This window comes from Pseudomonas sp. YJ42, assembly GCF_047225135.1.
GTDB classification, from domain to species: Bacteria; Pseudomonadota; Gammaproteobacteria; order Pseudomonadales; family Pseudomonadaceae; genus Stutzerimonas; species Stutzerimonas stutzeri_E.
In genome coordinates this window covers 3,782,500-3,800,073 of record NZ_CP178378.1, presented here as the reverse complement: position 1 = coordinate 3,800,073, position 17,574 = coordinate 3,782,500, and the positions used below count along the sequence as shown (strand labels likewise).

Annotated in this window: 16 protein-coding genes, 3 tRNA genes and 1 pseudogene; 8 read left to right on the top strand and 12 right to left on the bottom strand. The window is 61.2% G+C overall.

The annotated features are described in order from the left end of the window. Positions 1-24 precede the first annotated feature (24 nt). The 3 genes from ada to ACL0K2_RS17440 are packed head-to-tail and all read left to right on the top strand — an operon-like array spanning position 25 to position 2,171. Entirely contained in the window at positions 25-1,062 is a 1,038-nt protein-coding gene (gene ada, locus ACL0K2_RS17450; protein ID WP_413043131.1) for a bifunctional DNA-binding transcriptional regulator/O6-methylguanine-DNA methyltransferase Ada, read from the top strand. Between the two features lie 48 nt (positions 1,063-1,110). Then, positions 1,111-1,356, top strand: coding sequence for a hypothetical protein (locus ACL0K2_RS17445; protein ID WP_045160784.1), 246 nt, complete (start codon positions 1,111-1,113; stop codon positions 1,354-1,356). A gap of 35 nt (positions 1,357-1,391) precedes the next feature. After that, on the top strand, positions 1,392-2,171 hold the full coding sequence (locus tag ACL0K2_RS17440; RefSeq protein WP_045160783.1) for a TatD family hydrolase: 780 nt from the start codon (positions 1,392-1,394) through the stop codon (positions 2,169-2,171). 16 nt (positions 2,172-2,187) lie between these two features. Here the strand turns inward: ACL0K2_RS17440 and ACL0K2_RS17435 are convergent, their stop codons facing one another. The 5 genes and pseudogenes from ACL0K2_RS17435 to nfi all read right to left on the bottom strand — a co-directional run bounded on the left by ACL0K2_RS17435 (position 2,188) and on the right by nfi (position 6,680). Continuing rightward, on the bottom strand, positions 2,188-2,901 hold the full coding sequence (locus ACL0K2_RS17435) for a methyl-accepting chemotaxis protein (RefSeq protein ID WP_413044487.1): 714 nt from the start codon (positions 2,899-2,901) through the stop codon (positions 2,188-2,190). Between the two features lie 141 nt (positions 2,902-3,042). Then, positions 3,043-3,180 (bottom strand): annotated as a pseudogene (locus ACL0K2_RS17430) (HAMP domain-containing protein); the annotation flags it as partial. 1,287 nt (positions 3,181-4,467) lie between these two features. Next, positions 4,468-5,304, bottom strand: a complete 837-nt coding sequence (gene ampE, locus ACL0K2_RS17425; RefSeq protein ID WP_239611041.1) for a regulatory signaling modulator protein AmpE — start codon at positions 5,302-5,304, stop codon at positions 4,468-4,470. Positions 5,305-5,327: 23 nt separating this feature from the next. After that, positions 5,328-5,879, bottom strand: coding sequence for a 1,6-anhydro-N-acetylmuramyl-L-alanine amidase AmpD (gene ampD / locus ACL0K2_RS17420; protein WP_045160780.1), 552 nt, complete (start codon positions 5,877-5,879; stop codon positions 5,328-5,330). A 72-nt stretch (positions 5,880-5,951) separates the two neighbouring features. Then, positions 5,952-6,680, bottom strand: a complete 729-nt coding sequence (gene nfi / locus ACL0K2_RS17415; protein WP_413043130.1) for a deoxyribonuclease V — start codon at positions 6,678-6,680, stop codon at positions 5,952-5,954. A gap of 171 nt (positions 6,681-6,851) precedes the next feature. On the opposite strand from nfi, the gene ACL0K2_RS17410 reads away from it, so the two are divergent. Next, a complete protein-coding gene (locus ACL0K2_RS17410) occupies positions 6,852-7,844 on the top strand; it encodes a GlxA family transcriptional regulator (RefSeq protein ID WP_045160778.1) in 993 nt (330 codons plus the stop codon). Between the two features lie 93 nt (positions 7,845-7,937). Here the strand turns inward: ACL0K2_RS17410 and zapE are convergent, their stop codons facing one another. From zapE to ACL0K2_RS17395, 3 genes are all read right to left on the bottom strand, one after another. Continuing rightward, a complete protein-coding gene (gene zapE, locus ACL0K2_RS17405; protein ID WP_045161090.1) occupies positions 7,938-9,032 on the bottom strand; it encodes a cell division protein ZapE in 1,095 nt (364 codons plus the stop codon). A gap of 155 nt (positions 9,033-9,187) precedes the next feature. After that, positions 9,188-10,546 carry a tryptophan--tRNA ligase gene (locus tag ACL0K2_RS17400; RefSeq protein ID WP_239611048.1) on the bottom strand — a complete coding sequence of 453 codons (1,359 nt, stop codon included), beginning with the start codon at positions 10,544-10,546 and terminating at the stop codon, positions 9,188-9,190. 96 nt (positions 10,547-10,642) lie between these two features. Beyond that, positions 10,643-11,269 (bottom strand): alpha/beta hydrolase, encoded by a 627-nt coding sequence (locus ACL0K2_RS17395; RefSeq protein ID WP_413043129.1) that lies wholly within the window; start codon positions 11,267-11,269, stop codon positions 10,643-10,645. 251 nt (positions 11,270-11,520) lie between these two features. Between ACL0K2_RS17395 and ACL0K2_RS17390 the strand changes: the two genes are divergently transcribed. Beyond that, positions 11,521-11,952: a YhcB family protein gene (locus ACL0K2_RS17390; protein ID WP_045160775.1), complete on the top strand. Its 432-nt coding sequence runs from the start codon at positions 11,521-11,523 to the stop codon at positions 11,950-11,952. A 40-nt stretch (positions 11,953-11,992) separates the two neighbouring features. Here the strand turns inward: ACL0K2_RS17390 and nadC are convergent, their stop codons facing one another. Then, positions 11,993-12,841, bottom strand: coding sequence for a carboxylating nicotinate-nucleotide diphosphorylase (gene nadC / locus ACL0K2_RS17385; RefSeq protein WP_045160774.1), 849 nt, complete (start codon positions 12,839-12,841; stop codon positions 11,993-11,995). 331 nt (positions 12,842-13,172) lie between these two features. Between nadC and ACL0K2_RS17380 the strand changes: the two genes are divergently transcribed. From ACL0K2_RS17380 to ACL0K2_RS17370, 3 genes are all read left to right on the top strand, one after another. After that, a complete protein-coding gene (locus ACL0K2_RS17380; RefSeq protein WP_413043128.1) occupies positions 13,173-15,458 on the top strand; it encodes a DUF1631 domain-containing protein in 2,286 nt (761 codons plus the stop codon). Positions 15,459-15,624: 166 nt separating this feature from the next. Next, positions 15,625-15,798 carry a DUF3094 family protein gene (locus ACL0K2_RS17375; protein WP_045160772.1) on the top strand — a complete coding sequence of 58 codons (174 nt, stop codon included), beginning with the start codon at positions 15,625-15,627 and terminating at the stop codon, positions 15,796-15,798. A 59-nt stretch (positions 15,799-15,857) separates the two neighbouring features. Beyond that, positions 15,858-17,153, top strand: coding sequence for an NAD(P)/FAD-dependent oxidoreductase (locus ACL0K2_RS17370; RefSeq protein WP_045160771.1), 1,296 nt, complete (start codon positions 15,858-15,860; stop codon positions 17,151-17,153). Between the two features lie 156 nt (positions 17,154-17,309). Here the strand turns inward: ACL0K2_RS17370 and ACL0K2_RS17365 are convergent. The 3 genes from ACL0K2_RS17365 to ACL0K2_RS17355 all read right to left on the bottom strand — a co-directional run bounded on the left by ACL0K2_RS17365 (position 17,310) and on the right by ACL0K2_RS17355 (position 17,552). Further along, positions 17,310-17,385: transfer RNA gene (locus ACL0K2_RS17365), tRNA-Lys, on the bottom strand. A gap of 5 nt (positions 17,386-17,390) precedes the next feature. Further along, positions 17,391-17,467: transfer RNA gene (locus ACL0K2_RS17360), tRNA-Pro, on the bottom strand. 9 nt (positions 17,468-17,476) lie between these two features. Beyond that, positions 17,477-17,552 (bottom strand) — tRNA-Asn (locus ACL0K2_RS17355). Between the last annotated feature and the right edge of the window lie 22 nt (positions 17,553-17,574).

The window sequence follows — 17,574 nt, the reverse complement described above, 5'->3', positions numbered from 1 at the left end:
ATCAACCACTCAGGGAGCACCGCAATGCTCGATTTCGACCGCTGCTGGCAAGCACTCTGCGAACGCGACGCCGGTTACGACGATCGCTTCGTGTTCGCCGTTCGCTCGACCCGAATCTTCTGCCGCCCCAGCTGTCCGGCACGTCGTCCGCGGCGTGACGGCGTCAGCTTCTTCAGCACGGCCACGGATGCCGAAGCCGCCGGTTACCGCGCATGCAGGCGCTGCTCCCCGCAGGGGCAGAGCCCGGCCGAGCAACTGGACGCGCTGGTCATCGCCGCCTGTCGCTTGCTGGATGAAAGCCCCGAGCCGATGACACTGGAGCAACTGGCCGCGCGTATCGGTCTGTCCTCGTCGCACCTAGCTCGTGCGTTCAAAACCCGCACCGGCCTCACGCCACGCGCCTGGGCCGCCGCCCGACGCCGCGAACGGCTGGAGACGCGCCTGCCCGCAGCCGACTCGGTGCTGGGCGCCGCCCTGGATGCAGGCTATGGCAGTACGCGCGGCGCCTATCAGAACGTCACGGCATTGAGCCCGGCGCAGCGTCGCCGCAAAGGCGCCGGCGAGTCGCTGCGCTATGCCGTCAGCGCCTGTCCGTTGGGGCTGTTACTGATCGCCGCCAGCGGCCAAGGAATCTGTGCGCTGCTGTTTGGCGACGACGAACAGGCGCTGCTGAACGAATTGCAGTCGCGCTTTGCCGCGGCCGAGTTGCTCCGGGATCAGGAAGGACTGGGTGAGTGGCTACGCTCGATCCTGGCCCAGCTGGAAGAGCCCTCGCGCGCCGCCCGACTGCCACTCGACCTGCGTGGCAGCGCGTTTCAGCAACGGGTCTGGCAAGCGCTGCAAGACATCCCCAGGGGCCAGACTCGGCGCTACGGCGAGCTGGCCGAACATCTTGGCAGCCACGCCCGGGCCGTCGCCAGGGCCTGCGCCAGCAATCCGGTCGGGCTGTTGGTGCCCTGTCATCGAGTCGTCGGCGCCAATCAATCGCTGACCGGCTATCGCTGGGGACTCGAACGCAAGGCCGCGCTACTCGAATCGGAGCGCGAGGATTCGGGAGCCTGAAGGCAATTTGGCGGTCCGATACTCCACACACTGGAGTCGAGAGCCGCCATGACCGAACTGAAACGCTATCGCATCCACTACCTGATCAATGGCAAACCGTCGTCGCTGACGCTCAGCTCCTTTGAAGAACCGGACATGGAGCAAGCCGAACTGGAGATTCTGCTGCATCATGTCCGTGAGCCACGCGCGGCGATCGATGCCCCCTGGGAAATTCCGGTGCGCCCCAGCGAGGACAGCCGTATGGCCGAACTCGGTGTCAGCGACATCCAGATCGAGGAAGAACCGAATCGCTGAACGCCGCCCGTATCCGCACCAGACCAGGAGAACCCGTGCGCCTGATCGACACCCACACCCATCTCGACTTCGACCCGTTCGACGCAGACCGCAGTGAGGTGCTCACGCGTTGCCGCGAGGCAGGTGTGGAACGGCTACTCGTGCTCGGCGTACACCAGGCGAACTGGGCGCGCGTCTGGCAGTTGGCGATGGACGAACCAGCCGTCTACGCCGCACTGGGCATGCATCCGGTGTTTCTCCAGGACCATCAAGCGGAACACATCGATGATCTGCGCGATTGGCTGGGCCGTCTTCGCGGACAGGACAAGCTCTGCGCCATCGGCGAGATCGGTCTGGATTACTACATCGAGGCGCCCGACAAAGCCCGTCAGCAACAATTGCTCGAAGCCCAGCTGGAACTGGCTGAGGAGTTCGAACTACCAGTTTTACTACATGTGCGCCGCGCCCACGCGCAGATGATTGCCACCCTGAAACAGCGCAAGCTCAAGCGCGCCGGTATCGCCCATGCCTTTAGCGGCAGTTGGGAGGAGGCGCGGGAGTACATCAAGCTGGGATACAAGCTCGGCCTGGGTGGCGCGGGCACCTGGCCGCAGGCGCATCGCATGCACCGGGTGCTTCAGCAGCTACCGCTGGACAGCATCGTGCTGGAAACCGACGCGCCCGACATCGCGCCCTACAGCCACGCCGGCCAGCGCAACAGCCCGGAGTTTCTGCCGGACATCTGCCGCGAGCTGGCCGACATCAAACGCATCAGCCCTGAGCAACTGGCCGAGGCGAGCTACCGAAACAGCTGCGAGTTGTTTGGCTGGCGCTGACCTTCTTAAAGCGGTCCTAGACCCGGAACGCCCCTATCAGCTGTTGCAAGCGCCCAACCAGTTCGGTGAGTTCACGGCTGGCCTGTTCGGTATGGCCTGCGCCTTCGGCAGTGCGTTGACCCGCCTCGTTGATGGCGACGATGTTGCGATCGATGTCATGCGCGACGGCGGTTTGTTCTTCAGCTGCCGCGGCGATCTGCTGGTTCTGATCGACGATCACGCCGACGGCACCGAGAATGTTCTCCAAAGCCTGCTGGACCTGAGCCGACTGACTGACGGTTTCCTCGGCCATCGAATGGCTGGAATGCATCGTCTTGACCGCAGCGCCGACGCCGCCTTGCAGCCGCCCGATCATCTGCTCGATTTCCTCGGTGGACTGCTGGGTGCGCTTGGCCAGACTGCGCACCTCGTCGGCTACCACAGCGAATCCGCGCCCTTGCTCACCAGCACGCGCCGCCTCGATGGCCGCGTTGAGCGCCAGCAAGTTGGTCTGTTCGGCCACGCCCTTGATGACGTCCAGCACCTGGCTGATGGCCTTGCTGTCGCTGGCCAACTGATTGATGACCTTGACCGACTGATCGATCTCCGCGGCCAATCGCCCGATCCCATCGACCTGGGCCGCCACCAGACCGCGACCGCTGACGGTTTCGTCATTGACGCTTTGCGCACTGCCAACCGCGGCTTCGGCGCTGGTCGCCACCTCCTGCGCGGTCGCCGACATTTCGTTCATCGCGGTGGCGACTTGCTCGATCTGCCCGCGCTGTTCGGAAACGGTCTGGTTGCTCTCGCCGGAAACGGTCTCGACCCGCGACGCCTGGCGCTCCACCTCGCCCACCGTCTGACCGACACGCTCGATCAGTTCGCGGATCCGCGCCACAGTCTCGTTGAATACCTGACCCAGCTCGCCCAGCTCGTCGCGGCTCTGCACCTTGAAGCGGGCGGTCATGTCCCCGGCAGCCACACGGTCCATGGTCGCGCCGAGGCTACGCAGCGACGCGCGAGTGGACATGTAAAAAGCGCTGTAGAGATAAACCACGAGGAGGAACACCATTGCCAGGGCGACAAGCAGGAGGGTCATCAGCCGACGCTTTTGCTCCAGTCGCTGTTCGAGCTCATCATCGAGAAAAGCGAGAATGGCGTCATTGAGCGCGTAGGTCTTCGCCATTTCGGTGCTGATCTGGTCGTAAAAGCTCTCCCAGGGGCGATCCATGGCCTCGGCCATGATCACCTGATCTTGAAAGATATCACTGCTGTTCTGCAGGGAGGCGCGGCTGGCTTCGGTATAGCGTTCGAGCTGGCGCAATGCCGCGGCGCTGCTGCCAAGCACGTCCTGCAATTGGGCATTGTACTGCGCCTGCTGCTTCTCAAGCTCAAGGAGCAGGTTGTCCAGCTTGTTGCTCGCGTCGGAGTTCAGGTAGCCCTGGCCGAACGTGTAGGAGCCCACGGCCCTGCCTTCGCCGAGCGCCGCAGTAATGGTGGGCGTGACCGAAGTCAGCAATTCGGCGAGCATTCGCACATCGCGCTGGCCGTCCTGGCTCAGGCCCGATTGGCTGGCGATCAGCTTGATCATCACTTGAGCCTTGCCCAGCAGTGCGCGCGCCATCGCTACCTTGGCCTGCAACGACTGCTGCGCCTTTGCCTCGCGCAACGCCGCATCGAGCTCATCTCGGCGCGTGCTGAACTCGGCGACCTGCTCAGGGTTTTCGCTGACTGGCGCCAGGCTCTGCATCAGCGTCGAGAGCTCACCTTCGGCATTGGTCAGCCGGGTCACCAGCGCTTGTACTTCGCCGGCCTGACCGATGATGCTTTCGATTTCCACCAGGTCTTTCCAGCTTTCCATCTCGCGACGCATCTGCAACGCCGTCCCCAGCAGTTCCAGGCTTTGCAATTCGGTGCGGGTACCAACGAACTCCCGGTACGAGTCGCGCACCAGATAGAAATTGGTTAACAGCATGGGGACGAAGAAGAGGACACTGATCAGGCTGAACTTCATCCCGAAGCTCAAGCGATTCATGAACGCGATCGCGGGATACAACAAACGTTTCAAAAGACGTCTCCCAATTATTGTTGTATTGCTGGCAGCATCGAGGCCGCAGCAGGGCTCGTCAGAGAAGTGGCGCGAGAAACTTATACGGGATATCGGTCGCGGTTTATGTAACTTAAGGTAATGGCAGGATGATGGCCCAGCAACTGGCAGAAAGCGCGCCGATTCCGGCATATCCACCCGGCTTATCCGACGTCCGGTAGCCGCGCCAGATGAAGCCAGATGCGTTCTGCAGCGGGGCTCTGAACAGGGCTATAGAAGAAGAACCCAAAGCGCGATGGCGGCGTACCAGAGCATGCGGGCACGCACCAGCAGCGCGGCGAGACTGTCGAGCCGGGCGATGCCCGCCTCGCCTTCACAGCGCTCGCCCAGGTCGGCCGCAACCGGGCCAACCTCGGCCAGCAGCCGCTGAGCGGGAATCTCCCAGTGCAGCAGGTCGTGCAGCAAGGCGCGATTGACCGCGACGAAGTTTCCGACCAGGCCGAAGCTGGCAAGCAGGACGCGCACCGGCAACCAATCGAAGGCGTGCCGGATTTGCCCGGCGCGTTCGCGCATGGCCTCGCTGCTGGCGTGCTCGATCGTCAATGCAAGCAGCCGGTAGGCCAGCGCAGCTATCGGACCCAGCAGCACGTACCAGAAGATCACCGCAAAAAAGCCCTGGTGACTGCGCCAGAGCAGTTGCGCTTCGACGGCGTGCAGCAGGCTCGGAGCATCCGACGCAGTAAGCCCCAGGTCGCGCTCGGCCACCAGCACGGCGGCCTCGTCATCGCCTCGACGCCAGGCGTCGCGAAAGGCCCCGAACTCGAGCTTCCCTTGCCCACGACCCAAGCTGTAGAGCAACACCAGCAGATGCAATGGCAGGCTGAGCCAACCGTACGCCAGCGGCTTGAGTGCCATCAGCAGCAGCCCCAATAACAGCACGGGCAGGAGCACCGACAGCGATAGGCCCAGCCATGGCCTGGACGCCACTTCCGAATGGCCTTCGACTCGCCGCAGCAGGCTCAGCCAGGGGCCGTCGTGCTGCACATCACGCCGCCAATCGGTGAGTTTGTCGATGAGCAGAACCAGCAGCAGCACCAGAAAAATCATGTTCGTATCCTATGAAGGCCTTCTCAGGCAACGATCGAGGCCGCGCGCAGGCGCTGCCAGTCGAATGCCGGGCCCGGGTCGGTCTTGCGCCCAGGTGCGATGTCGCTATGGCCGCAGACTCGCTCCGGGCTGATGGCCGGGTACGCTTGCTGCAACAACTGGCAGAGGCGGATCAGGCTGTCGTACTGGGCCTCGCTGAATGGCGCTTCATCAGTGCCTTCCAGTTCGATGCCGAGGGAGAAGTCGTTGCAGCTTTCACGCCCGCCGAAGCGCGACACGCCAGCGTGCCAGGCACGATCCAGACAGGAGACGAACTGGGTGATCGCGCCATCACGTTCGATCAGAAAATGCGCCGAGACCTGCAGGCTAGCGATCTCCTCGAAGAAGGGATGCTCGTCGCGGGCCAGACAGTTCTGAAAGAACTGCTGGACCTTACCGGTACCAAAGCACCCCGGTGGCAAGCTGATGTTATGGATGACTAGCAGCGAAATCTCACCATCGGGGCGCTGGTTGAAATTGGGCGAGGGGCAATGGTGAATGCCTCGGCACCAGCCTGTCGCGTGATCCAGCTGCATCGTGGCGAGACCTGGGTAACCTGCGGGTCTGCAGGCTAGCGCCTGCGAGTGTCAGCCTGCAAGCGGCCTAGGCTATTCGATATCCATGGCCTGCTGAGGGCCGACACGCTTCTCATCGCGACGCGAGGCCAAGCGGTCGGCCAGTCGTGTCGGTTCCGGCAATCGATAGCGGGTGACATAGCGCATCACCAGTTCCGGCGCGGTGGCGAGACTGACGCGGTTGCCCGGCGAGATGATCAGCGGGCGTACTTTGTCCTTGCTCCGCAACACGGTGCCGATCGCCTTGCCGCCCTTGTCCAGCAGATCGACCTGATCGCCGCGCCGCTCGCCAAGCGGCGCATGGTGGCCCGTGAGAATCTTCTTCGCCACGCCAATGGTTGGTAAACCCGTGATTACGCCAAGATGGGCGGCAATGCCGAGGCCACGAGGATGGGCAATGCCGTGCCCATCGGAAAAGATCAGATCGGGCGTCTGCCCGAGCGATTCGAGTGCCTGCAGCACCGCCGGCAGCTCGCGAAAGGAAAGCAAACCAGGGATGTAAGGCATGCGGGTCGGAATTCGCTCCAATGCCTGCGCCACCGGCGCGAGGGACTCTGCATCGAGCAGAACCACCGCGGCGCGGGTCATGTTGCCACCCTCCTCGAAGCCGACGTCGACGCCCGCAATCAGCCGCAGCAAACCAAAATCATCTTCCAATACGACCTTGCCGGCCAGCTGCTTCTGCATCTCCCGGGCGGCGGCAGGGCTGCCGTCCCAGCCGTCGAATGCATCGGGGCGAACCAACGGTATGTTGACTGTCATGAAAAGCCCTCCTGCCTGTCAGATCAGCAGCACCCCAGAGCGGTTCCCCGACTTAGACTGAAGAGCGACTGGACAGTCACGCAAAAAAATAAGACGCTCCCGCCGAACTGCGGCAGTTACACCCTGCTTTGCCCGTACAAAAAAATAATCCGAATAGTCAGAAGACACGGCATGCACACAGCCCCACCATTGAAACGTATCAGTATTCTGGCCACCGACGGGGTATTTGCATCGACCCTGCTGCATGCCAAGGATTTCTTTCACATGGCCAGCCTGCGATATGGCAAGCAACTGGGCCTGGATCTCACACCCGCCTTCGAAACGGTGCTGGTCAGCCCCGATGGGCTGCCTGTCAGTACCTTCAGCGGCCCCCGCATCGAAGTCGACGGAATGCTGGACGACGCCGATGCGGTGATCCTGCCAGCGTTCTGGGGCGATTTCGACGCACTCAGCCGCCAATATCCGCAGGTAGCACCCTGGCTACAGGCGCGGCACCTGGCCGGCAGCGCCATCTGCGGTGAAGCCTCGGGAGCATTCTGGATGGCTGCCGCAGGACTGCTCGACGACCGCGAAGGCACTACACACTGGCGCTTCGCCCGCGAGTTTGCCGAGCGCTTTCCGCGCGTGCTCTTTACGCAGGAAAAGCATCTGACCGACAGCGACAATCTGTACTGTGCAGGCGGCACCACCTCGGCGTGCGATCTCTACATGCATCTGGTCGAGCGCTTCTGCGGTGCGCATATTGCGCAGGGCATGGCGCGCGACATCCTGTTCGAGGTAAGACGCAACTACAGTCCTGGCCGCATCGGTTTTGGTGGTCAAAAGCTCCACCTGGATACCCGGGTCCTGCAGATTCAGGAGTGGCTCGAAGAGCATTTCGCGGAGAAGTTCCGCTTCGAGGACGTCGCGCGCGATCATGGCATGAGCATTCGCAACTTCATGCGGCGGTTTCAGACGGCGACCGGCGACAAGCCGCTGCACTACTTGCAGCGACTGCGCATCGAGACGGCCAAGACCTTGCTCTCCACCACCCGCAAGAGCATCAAAACCATCAGCTATGAAGTCGGCTATGACGATGCGAGTTTCTTCGCACGGCTGTTCCGCCAGCATACCGAGCTATCGCCGAATCAGTACCGGCAGCAGTATCGGTATAAGAGCAGTTAAGAGCTGGGAGCTGGAAAGAAGGTCGCAGCCGCAACGCTGTCAACCTTTTCGCGCTTACTTCAAGCCTATAGCTTCAGGCTTACCGCTGGTTCTCTACGGCTTATGTGGACGCGCCAGATATTCGTGCGATTGCATTTCCAGCAGGCGGCTCAGCGTGCGCTGGAATTCGAACTCCAAGCGGCCGCCAGCATATAGGTCCTTGAGTTCGACCTCGGCGGAGAGGATCAGCTTCACGTTGCGGTCGTAGAACTCGTCGACCATGTTGATGAAGCGCCGCGCCATGTCGTCCTTGGAAACGTCCATCCGCTCGATATTGGAAACCAGCACCGCATCGAAGATCTTGCCCAGCTCGATATAGTCGTTCTGACTGCGCGGACCGTCGCAGAGCTCGCGGAACTCGAACCAGGCGACGCCGCCGGCCGTCTTGCGCGCGACGATTTCGCGGTTCTCGATCATCAGCGCTTCGTTCTCCTGAACGCGGCACTGTTCCGACAGCAGGCTACGAAAGCTCTTTTCCAGACTCTGCTCCGCCTCGGCATCCAACGGGAAGTGGTAGAGCTCGGCTTGTTCGAGTGCGCGCAGACGATAGTCGATGCCGCTGTCGACGTTGACGATCTCTGTGTGCTTCTTCAGCAGTTCGATCGCCGGCAGGAAGCGAGCGCGCTGCAGTCCATCCTTGTACAGGCCATCCGGAACGATGTTGGAGGTCGCCACCAGACTCACACCGTTCTTGAACAGTTCTTCGAGCAGAGTGGCGAGGATCATCGCGTCGGTGATGTCGGATACGAAGAACTCATCGAAACAGATCACCCGCGATTCGTCGGCGAAGCGCTTGCCGATGATGGTCAGCGGATTCTTCTCGCCCTTGAGGGTACGCATTTCCTCGTGCACGCGCTTCATGAAGCGGTGGAAGTGGGTGCGCGTCTTCTGCTCGAACGGCAGAGCGTCGAAAAACGTATCGACCAGATAGGTTTTGCCGCGACCGACGCCGCCCCAGAAATACAGGCCCTTGACCGGTTCCTGCTGTTTCTTGCCGAATAGCTTGCCGAACAGCCCGGACTTGTTGCGGTCATCGGCAATCAGGTCGTCGTACAGACGCTGCAGATGTCGCACAGCAGTTTCCTGGGCGGCATCGTGAAAGAAATCGGGACGTTTCAGGTCTTCCTGATAGCGCTCAAGAGGGGTCATGGCGGGGTCTGGGTAGTGAAACGGGGCCGACACTTTAGCCGTGCCCTCGGTGGTTGGCAATTTACGCAGGTCGTTCAAGCGCTCGAGCCTCGAGTGGTAACAGGATTTCGGCAGAAATGCGCCGGCCAAGCCGCGACCGGCAAACCCGTGTGGGATTACACGGAAAGCGTGGCCAACGCCTGGCGCAGGCGCTGCATGGCGGCATCCAGTGCCTGTTCATCGCCGTAGACCGGGCTTTTCGCGATGCATTCGTGATCCAGCCACACGGTGAATTGATTGTCTTCGTCGGCACGGAGTTCCAACGCGTCCACGCCCTGGGCAATCAGGCGCTGACTGATCACGCCTGTCGCCTTGGGATCGCTGAATGGGAGCGACAGCAACAGCTCTTCACCGTCAGCGGCGAAAAAGCGAAAGCGAAAGCTGCCGTCGCTCTCGCGGAAGCTGGCGAATCGAGCGGCCTTGCCGCCCTTCTTCTTGACCGGCGCGGCGCTCGTCACTTCGCTACGGAAACTGCGCAACCCGACCGCCTCACGCAACTCGCCGAGGAACGGCTTAGCGATCTTCCGCGCCTTGGCGGCGCCCGCTTGCAGGATGTCTTCCAGCTCGCCGGGGCGCTGCATCAGCCCGTGATAGCGTTCGCGCGCCTCGCCCAGCTCATTGTCGAGCAACTGGAAAAGACGTTCCTTGGCCTCGCCCCACGCCAAGCCGCCGACCAGATCAGCGCGGAACTCGGTCAGTTGCGCCGGTGTTGCGAACGCTTGGTAGATCGTGAACAGGTGGGAATCGTCCGGATCTTTCGGCTCCCCGGGCAACTTCGAGTCGGTGACGATGCGGGCGATAGTGCCTTTGAGTGCCTTGGCGCTGGAGAACAGCGGGATGGTGTTGTCGTAGCTCTTGGACATCTTGCGCCCGTCGAGCCCCGGCAGTGTCGCCACGCCCTCTTCGATCACGGCGGCTGGCAGGGTAAACAGCTCCTTGCCTTTGCCGAACAGGTGATTGAAGCGCTGACCGATGTCACGAGCCATTTCCACGTGCTGAATCTGGTCGCGACCGACCGGCACCTTGTGTGCGTTGAACATCAGAATGTCCGCGGCCATCAATACCGGGTAGCTGAACAATCCCATGGTGACCCCGGCATCCGGGTCTTCGCCCAGTTCGAGGTTCTTGTCCACCGAGGCCTTGTAGGCGTGCGCGCGGTTCAGTAGCCCTTTGCCAGCAACGCAGGTCAGAAGCCAGGTCAGCTCTGGAATCTCCGGAATGTCGGATTGGCGATAGAAGGTCACCCGATCCGCATCCAATCCACAGGCCAGCCACGTGGCGGCGATTTCCAGGCGCGACTGTTGGATACGCAACGGATCGTCGCATTTGATCAATGCGTGGTAATCAGCGAGGAAATAGAAGGAGTCGGCATCAGCCTCCCGGCTGGCCACGATAGCCGGTCGGATGGCACCGGCGTAGTTGCCCAGGTGGGGCGTGCCGGTGGTGGTGATACCGGTAAGGATTCGGGTTTTCATACGATCATCTCGATTCAGTCAGCGCAAACGGCCAGTGGACCGTTGAGCGGGCGTGCACGCGGGGCTAGGCGAGATCGCCCGCACACCGTCAGCGCGCTACGCCATCCGCGGTGCCACCAGCTCTTTCAGGTCCACCAGCTTGCCGTGGAAAAAGTGGCCGCATTCTGCCACTTTCAGCAGCTCGTGGGGACGTTGAAGCTCGGCGGAGAAGGCATGCACCGAGGTCGGGTCGATCACTTCGTCATCGTCCGGCTGGATAATGGTGAGCGCACAGCGCTCGGCCAGCGGCTGATCTGCAAGTCGCGACACCGCCGGCGCGACCATGAACAGTTTTTCCAGCGGCTCGGCTCTCGCTTCGACTCTCCCGGCCAGCGCCGCCGCAACGAACCCTCCGAATGAAAACCCGAGCAATGTCAGAGGCAACTCGGGGTGCTGCGCCCGCAACCACTGCAGCGCCGCTTCTGCATCGTCGATTTCTCCCGTGTCCATGTCATGGCTGCCCGCGCTGCCGCCGACCCCGCGAAAGTTGAAGCGAAGCGTGACATAGCCCGCATCGCGGGCCGTGCGCTGCAGCGTCGACACCACTTTGTTCAGCATGGTCCCGCCCTTGACGGGATTGGGGTGACAGATCAATGCCAGCCCACGTGCATCCGGCTGATCGAAATACAAGCCTTCGAGCACGCCGGCCGGACCGTCGATCGATATAGGGTTTTCACGTTTCAAGAAAGTAACTCCGTGACCTTGGGGCAAGTCGACTCGTCTTGCATAGACGTCGCCTGTGGCCGCTCGCATCGCATCGCGGTATACAGGGCAGGTACGAGACGTTAACGTATCAGGCCGTGGGAAAACCACTGCACAAGGCGCTGCAGAACCCGGCTATCAGTTGTGTCCTGGCCTGATAGCCGCCCCATTTGAGCGCCGCCACACGGTTTTTCGCGGCCTGAAGGCAAGCCGTTTATATAGAGGAAGTACTCGTGGAACAGACCCTCGCGACCTGGTTGCTCCCAATTGTCGGCGTGATTGTCGGCATCGCTATTGGTTTTTTGATCGCGCGCAACAGCGCGCCGACCAGCACACAGCGTCAGGTAGATGAGCTGCAGGAGCGCTTCGACACCTATCAAAGCGAAGTGGTGACTCATTTCAACACGACCGCAAGCCTGCTGCGCAAGCTGACCAACAGCTATCAGGACATGCAGGATCATCTGTCCGAGGGCGCCGATAAGCTCGCGTTGGACGAACAGACCCGGCAGCGCCTGCTCGCCGCATTGCACAGCGAGGAAAGCCACAGCCACCGGGAGCGTCTTACCTCACCGACGTTCACCGAGCCACCGAAGGATTACGCGCCCAAGGACACCGATGTTCCCGGCACGCTACACGAGAACTTCGGACTGAAAAGCAAGCATTGAGTCGAATCGGCGGCACGTTGGTGCCGCTTTCGTGCATTCCTTATTGGGTCAGACGCATGGACAGGTCGATTGCTCTGACATGCTTGGTCAGAGCACCGATCGAAATGTAATCCACGCCGGTTTCGGCAATCGTGCGCAGCGATTCATCATCGATCCCCCCCGACGCCTCCAGCTTCGCCCTCCCCGCCGCAATGCCAACCGCGGCACGCATGTCGACCAGACTCAACTCATCGAGCATCACGACATCGACACCGGCCCCGAGCGCCTGCTCCAGCTCATCAAGATTCTCCACCTCGACTTCGACCGGCTTGCCGGGCGCGATACGATGAGCCGTCGCAACGGCCTCGGCGATTCCGCCGCAGGCGGCGATATGGTTTTCCTTGATCAGGAAGGCGTCGTAAAGACCTATTCGATGGTTATGACAGCCCCCACAGGTAACCGCGTACTTCTGCGCCAGACGCAAGCCGGGAATGGTTTTTCGGGTGTCGAGCAACTGCACACCAGTGCCTGCGACGAGATCGGCATAGTGTCGACAACGGGTTGCGACGCCTGACAGCATCTGCAGGAAATTCAGCGCCGCGCGCTCACCACTGAGCAACGCACGCGCAGGACCCTCAAGGTGAAACAGCACACGGTCGGCCGCCACCTGCTCGCCATCCGTCACCTGCCAATGCACCGCAACCCGCGGGTCCAACTGCCGAAACACCGCGTCGACCCAGGCCGTACCGCTGATCACGGCCGGTTCACGGGTAATGACCGAGGCATGAGCGAGTCGCTCTGCCGGAATCAGCTGCGCGGTGATATCGCCGTTGCCGACATCCTCGGCCAGCGCCTTGCGTACATTGGTTTCGATTTCCGCGGACAAGTCCGCAAGGGTGATATTGGTCACGACGGGCTCCCATATAATTCGGCGAGAGTATAAAGCTTCGGCCGATCATGCAGCATGGGACTGGAGACGGGGATGAATGACGTCAGGCCAATGCCACCGTCTCATGCCTTTTCCGACCGCCTGCAGGAATTTGGCGAGTATGTGTGAGCTGCATCATGTCCATAACAAATCCGCGCTAGGCTTATTAACAAGGTGCATATAATGGACCCGTAAATTGGCGCCACGGAAATGGCGAACCCTTGCCGAATTGACAAGCCGTTGCCCCTGCCCGTGATCAGCGGCATGCTACGCGGTGTTGAGCGCCTGAATCACAGGCGACCGGAGAGTCTCGATGCGAACCGATGCGAAAGTGGTGCACCTCAAGGCCGCCCCTGAGCAAAAGCCGACCTCGCCGGCAGGTAGACTACCTGTCGCGCTCATCAGCGTGCGCGACAAAGCGGCACAGCAGCTGCGCCTGGCCTTGCAAACCCTGTTCGATAACGCCGACGACTCACTTTTTGAAATCGCCGATCGCGCCACCAGCAATGCCGAACAGAATGCGTTCTTCGAGGCCATGCGCGACCTGCGCATGAAGCGCCGCGGTATCGAGCGCGGCTTCCTGCAGCAGGTTTTCGAGTCGTTCGCCAAGCTCAACCAGTACGAAATCGGCAAACCGGCACAGCCGGAAACATCCTTTGAAAGCCTGGCACTGGTGCAGAACGACGAGCTGGAAGAGTCGGTCGCGATCGACACCATGGTCGCCAAGGTCATGAGCCGCGCCAGCCAGTCACTCAGCCACCTCACCACTCGCATGAATGTGCTGGTCAGCAGAAAGCTGGACGACAAGAACAACCCGCTCGGCCCCCAGCAACTCTGTGAATACTTCCTCGAGGCCTGCCGCAGCCTGGGCGTTGAGATCAAGGTCAAGCTGATCATTCTCAAGTTGTTCGAGCGCTACGTGCTGACGGACCTTGACCAGCTCTACGCTGAATCGAACCAGACACTGGTCGCAGCCGGCATCCTTCCAGAGTTGCAATCCGCCCAGCCGCGCCGCTCGCATGGCCGCCCCGGTGCCTCGAGCGGCAGCGCACCGCGCTCAGGCACAGGATTCAGCGAGGCCCCGGCATTCGCCGATGAAGGCGCCCAGGAAGCATTCGGCACCCTGCAGGCGCTGCTTTCAGAGCTGCGTGGAAGCGCGCTGCCAGCTCGCAACATGCCCAGCGACGCCGTACCGATTTCCAGCAATGACCTGATGCGCCTGCTGTCGCATCTTCAGTCACGCGCACCTCAGCAGATCGATGAATACGATCTGCAGAGCCAGCTCGAGCAGCTCCTGCATCGTGTCAGCGCCAAGAGCGGCAAATCACGCGTGGTCGGCGAGGTCGACGAAGACGTCATAAATCTGGTGTCGATGCTGTTCGAATTCATTCTCGACGACCGCACCCTGCCCGACTCACTCAAGGCCCTGATCGGACGCCTGCAGATCCCTGTACTGAAGGTTGCCGTTCTCGACAAGACCTTCTTCAGCCGTGGCAGTCATCCGGCACGCCGTCTGCTCAACGAGATCGCCTCAGCCGCCATGGGTTGGGTCGATCAGGACGCAGCCCAACGCGACAGCCTGTACCAGAAGATCGAGCAGGTCGTGTCTCGCTTGCTGAACGATTTCGTCGACGACCCTGCCATCTTTTCCGAGCTGCTTGCCGATTTCCTTGCCTTCACAGGTGACGAGCGCCGACGCAGCGAGCTTCTCGAACAGCGCACACGCGACGCTGAGGAAGGACGCGCCAAGGCCGAAATGGCCCGTCAGGAAGTGGAGCAAGCGCTCAACCAGCGCTTGCTTGGCAAAACCCTCCCCGAGGTGGTCGTCCGCCTGCTGCAGGAAGCCTGGAGCAAAGTGTTGCTGCTGACCTGCCTGAAACATGGCACCCAATCCGAGCAGTGGCAGGCCGCTCTTGCCACCATGGACGATCTAATCTGGAGCGTTACACCGCATGATGATCCCGAGTCCCGGGAACAGCTGCTTGAGCTGGTTCCAAGCCTGCTAAAGAACCTTCGTGAAGGACTGGTCAGCGCGGCGTTCGACCCCTTCTCCACCAGCGACTTCTTCACCCGACTCGAAGCGCTGCACGTACAGACACTGCAGCAACTCAACCCGCCGGCGCAGCAGGCTCAATCAAATCCGCTCGCTCGCGACAAGATCCTCACCGGAGACAAGCTGGAGCTACCTCCGCGTGAAGATCACGCCGATGAGACCGTTGTTCCCGCAATGGTCGAGGTAAACGAGGAGATCGTCCTGCTGGCTCCCGGCGAAAGTCGTGAGCAGGAGCCCGAAATCAACCTGGCTGATAATGACGAAGCGCTGATCCAGGTTGACAATCTGCGCGTCGGCAGCTGGGTCGAATTTCAGGAAGACGAGGACCACAAGCTTCGTTGCAAGCTGGCCGCCGTGATCAAACCCACGGGCAAATACATTTTCGTCAATCGCACCGGCATGAAGGTCCTGGAAAAGACCCGGATGGGGCTCGCCATCGAGTTCCGTCGCAACGCCATACGCCTGCTCAACGATGCCTTGCTCTTCGACCGCGCACTGGAATCCGTGATCGGCAACCTTCGAAACCTGAAAAACAACGGTCGATAGCCCCCACACGGCATGCAGGAAAAAGCCTGCATGCCGTGCAATTTTTGAAACCGCAGCACCGCCCCACACCGTCCCGCCATTCCACCGAAGCCTCAGGCGTTCTGCCATCGCGCTTGGCTTTTACCGTCGCACCGCTAGAATGCCTGCATTCCCTTTCGAGGTGCGTATGCCCAGCCGCCTGAATCCCGAAGACCAGAAACGCGTTGATCAGTACCTCAGCGCGCCGCAGCATCAAGTCGAGCGCCGGCCCTTTCGGCCCTGGCTGCTTCTTGTGCTGGTACTGGTCGTGGTCGCCGGCCTAGGCCTGCTGAGCCGCTTCCTGAGCCATCTGGTGTTATGAGCAAGCCGTTCCTCGCCCAGATGACGACCGAATTCCGCAAAGCCTTATGAGTTCATTTCATGACACATCGCATCGTAATCGTCGGCGGCGGCGCCGGCGGCCTGGAGCTTGCCACCCGCCTGGGTAGAACGTTGGGCAAGCGCGGCAAGGCCCGCATCACGCTGATCGACGCCAACCTGACGCATATCTGGAAACCTTTACTGCATGAGGTGGCCGCCGGCTCGCTGAACTCATCCGCCGATGAGCTCAATTACGTCGCCCAGGCGAAGTGGAACCACTTCGAGTTTCAGATGGGCCGTATGAGTGGCCTGGACCGGGAACGCAAGTGCGTACATCTCGCCGCCTCGTTCGACGAGCATGGCGTCGAACTGGTGCCGGCTCGCACGCTCAGCTACGACACCCTGGTGATCGCAGTCGGCAGTACTACCAACGACTTCGGCACCAAGGGCGCGGCCGAGCACTGCATTTTCCTCGACACCCGCGAGCAGGCCGAACGCTTCCACCGCCAACTGCTCAGCCGTTACATGCGCGCCCACGCCAGCGAAGGTCACCACAGCACCATCGACATGGCCATCGTCGGTGCTGGCGCTACCGGTGTCGAGCTGGCCGCGGAACTGCACCACGCCGCGCGCGAACTCGCCGCCTACGGGTTGGACGGCATCAAGCCGGAAAACGTCCATATCACGCTTATAGAAGCTGGCCCGCGGGTTCTGCCAGCGTTACCGGAGCGCATCAGCCAACCGGTACACCAGACTCTTCGCGACCTGGGCGTGAGCGTGCTCACCGACGCCGCAGTCAGTGAAGTGACGGATGAAGGATTGCACACCAAGAATGGCGACTTCGTACCAGCTACGCTGAAGGTCTGGGCGGCCGGCATCAGAGCGCCGCACTTCCTGCGCGAAATAGATGGCCTGGAAACCAATCGAATCAATCAATTGCAGGTACTGCCAACCCTGCAGACCACGCGAGACGAAAACATATTCGCCTTCGGCGACTGCGCGGCCTGCCCGCAACCGGACAGCGACCGCAACGTACCACCGCGTGCACAGGCCGCACATCAGCAGGCCTCCATGCTCGCTAAATCGCTCGCCCGACGACTCCAAGGGCAGAGCCTGCCCAGTTATCGCTACCGCGATTATGGCTCCCTGATTTCCCTGTCGAGCTTTTCCGCCGTCGGCAATTTGATGGGCAACCTCACCGGCAATGTCATGCTCGAGGGCTGGCTGGCCCGGATGTTCTATGTTTCGTTGTACCGAATGCACCAGATCGCGCTGTACGGAGTCGCGCGCACGGGGCTGATGATGATCGGTGACAAGCTCACGACCAGCACGGTACCCCGCCTCAAGCTGCACTGACCGAACGCACAGAGCCAGCACCGCCCTACACGAGGACGGTGCCGGCAGAACATGGCGCAACCATGACCGGGTGACCGCGAAATAATTGGCAGGCAATAAAAAACCGGAAGATTCGCTCGGAATCTTCCGGTTCTCATGCCTTTCTGCAAGGCAGTTTGGTGGGTCGTGTAGGATTCGAACCTACGACCAATTGGTTAAAAGCCAACTGCTCTACCAACTGAGCTAACGACCCAAAATTGGTCGGGGTAGGGGGATTCGAACTCCCGACATCCTGCTCCCAAAGCAGGCGCGCTACCGGACTGCGCTATACCCCGATTGGAAATTGGCTCCGCGACCAGGACTCGAACCTGGGACCCAATGATTAACAGTCATTTGCTCTACCGACTGAGCTATCGCGGAACTATCACTTCCAGCTCGTTGG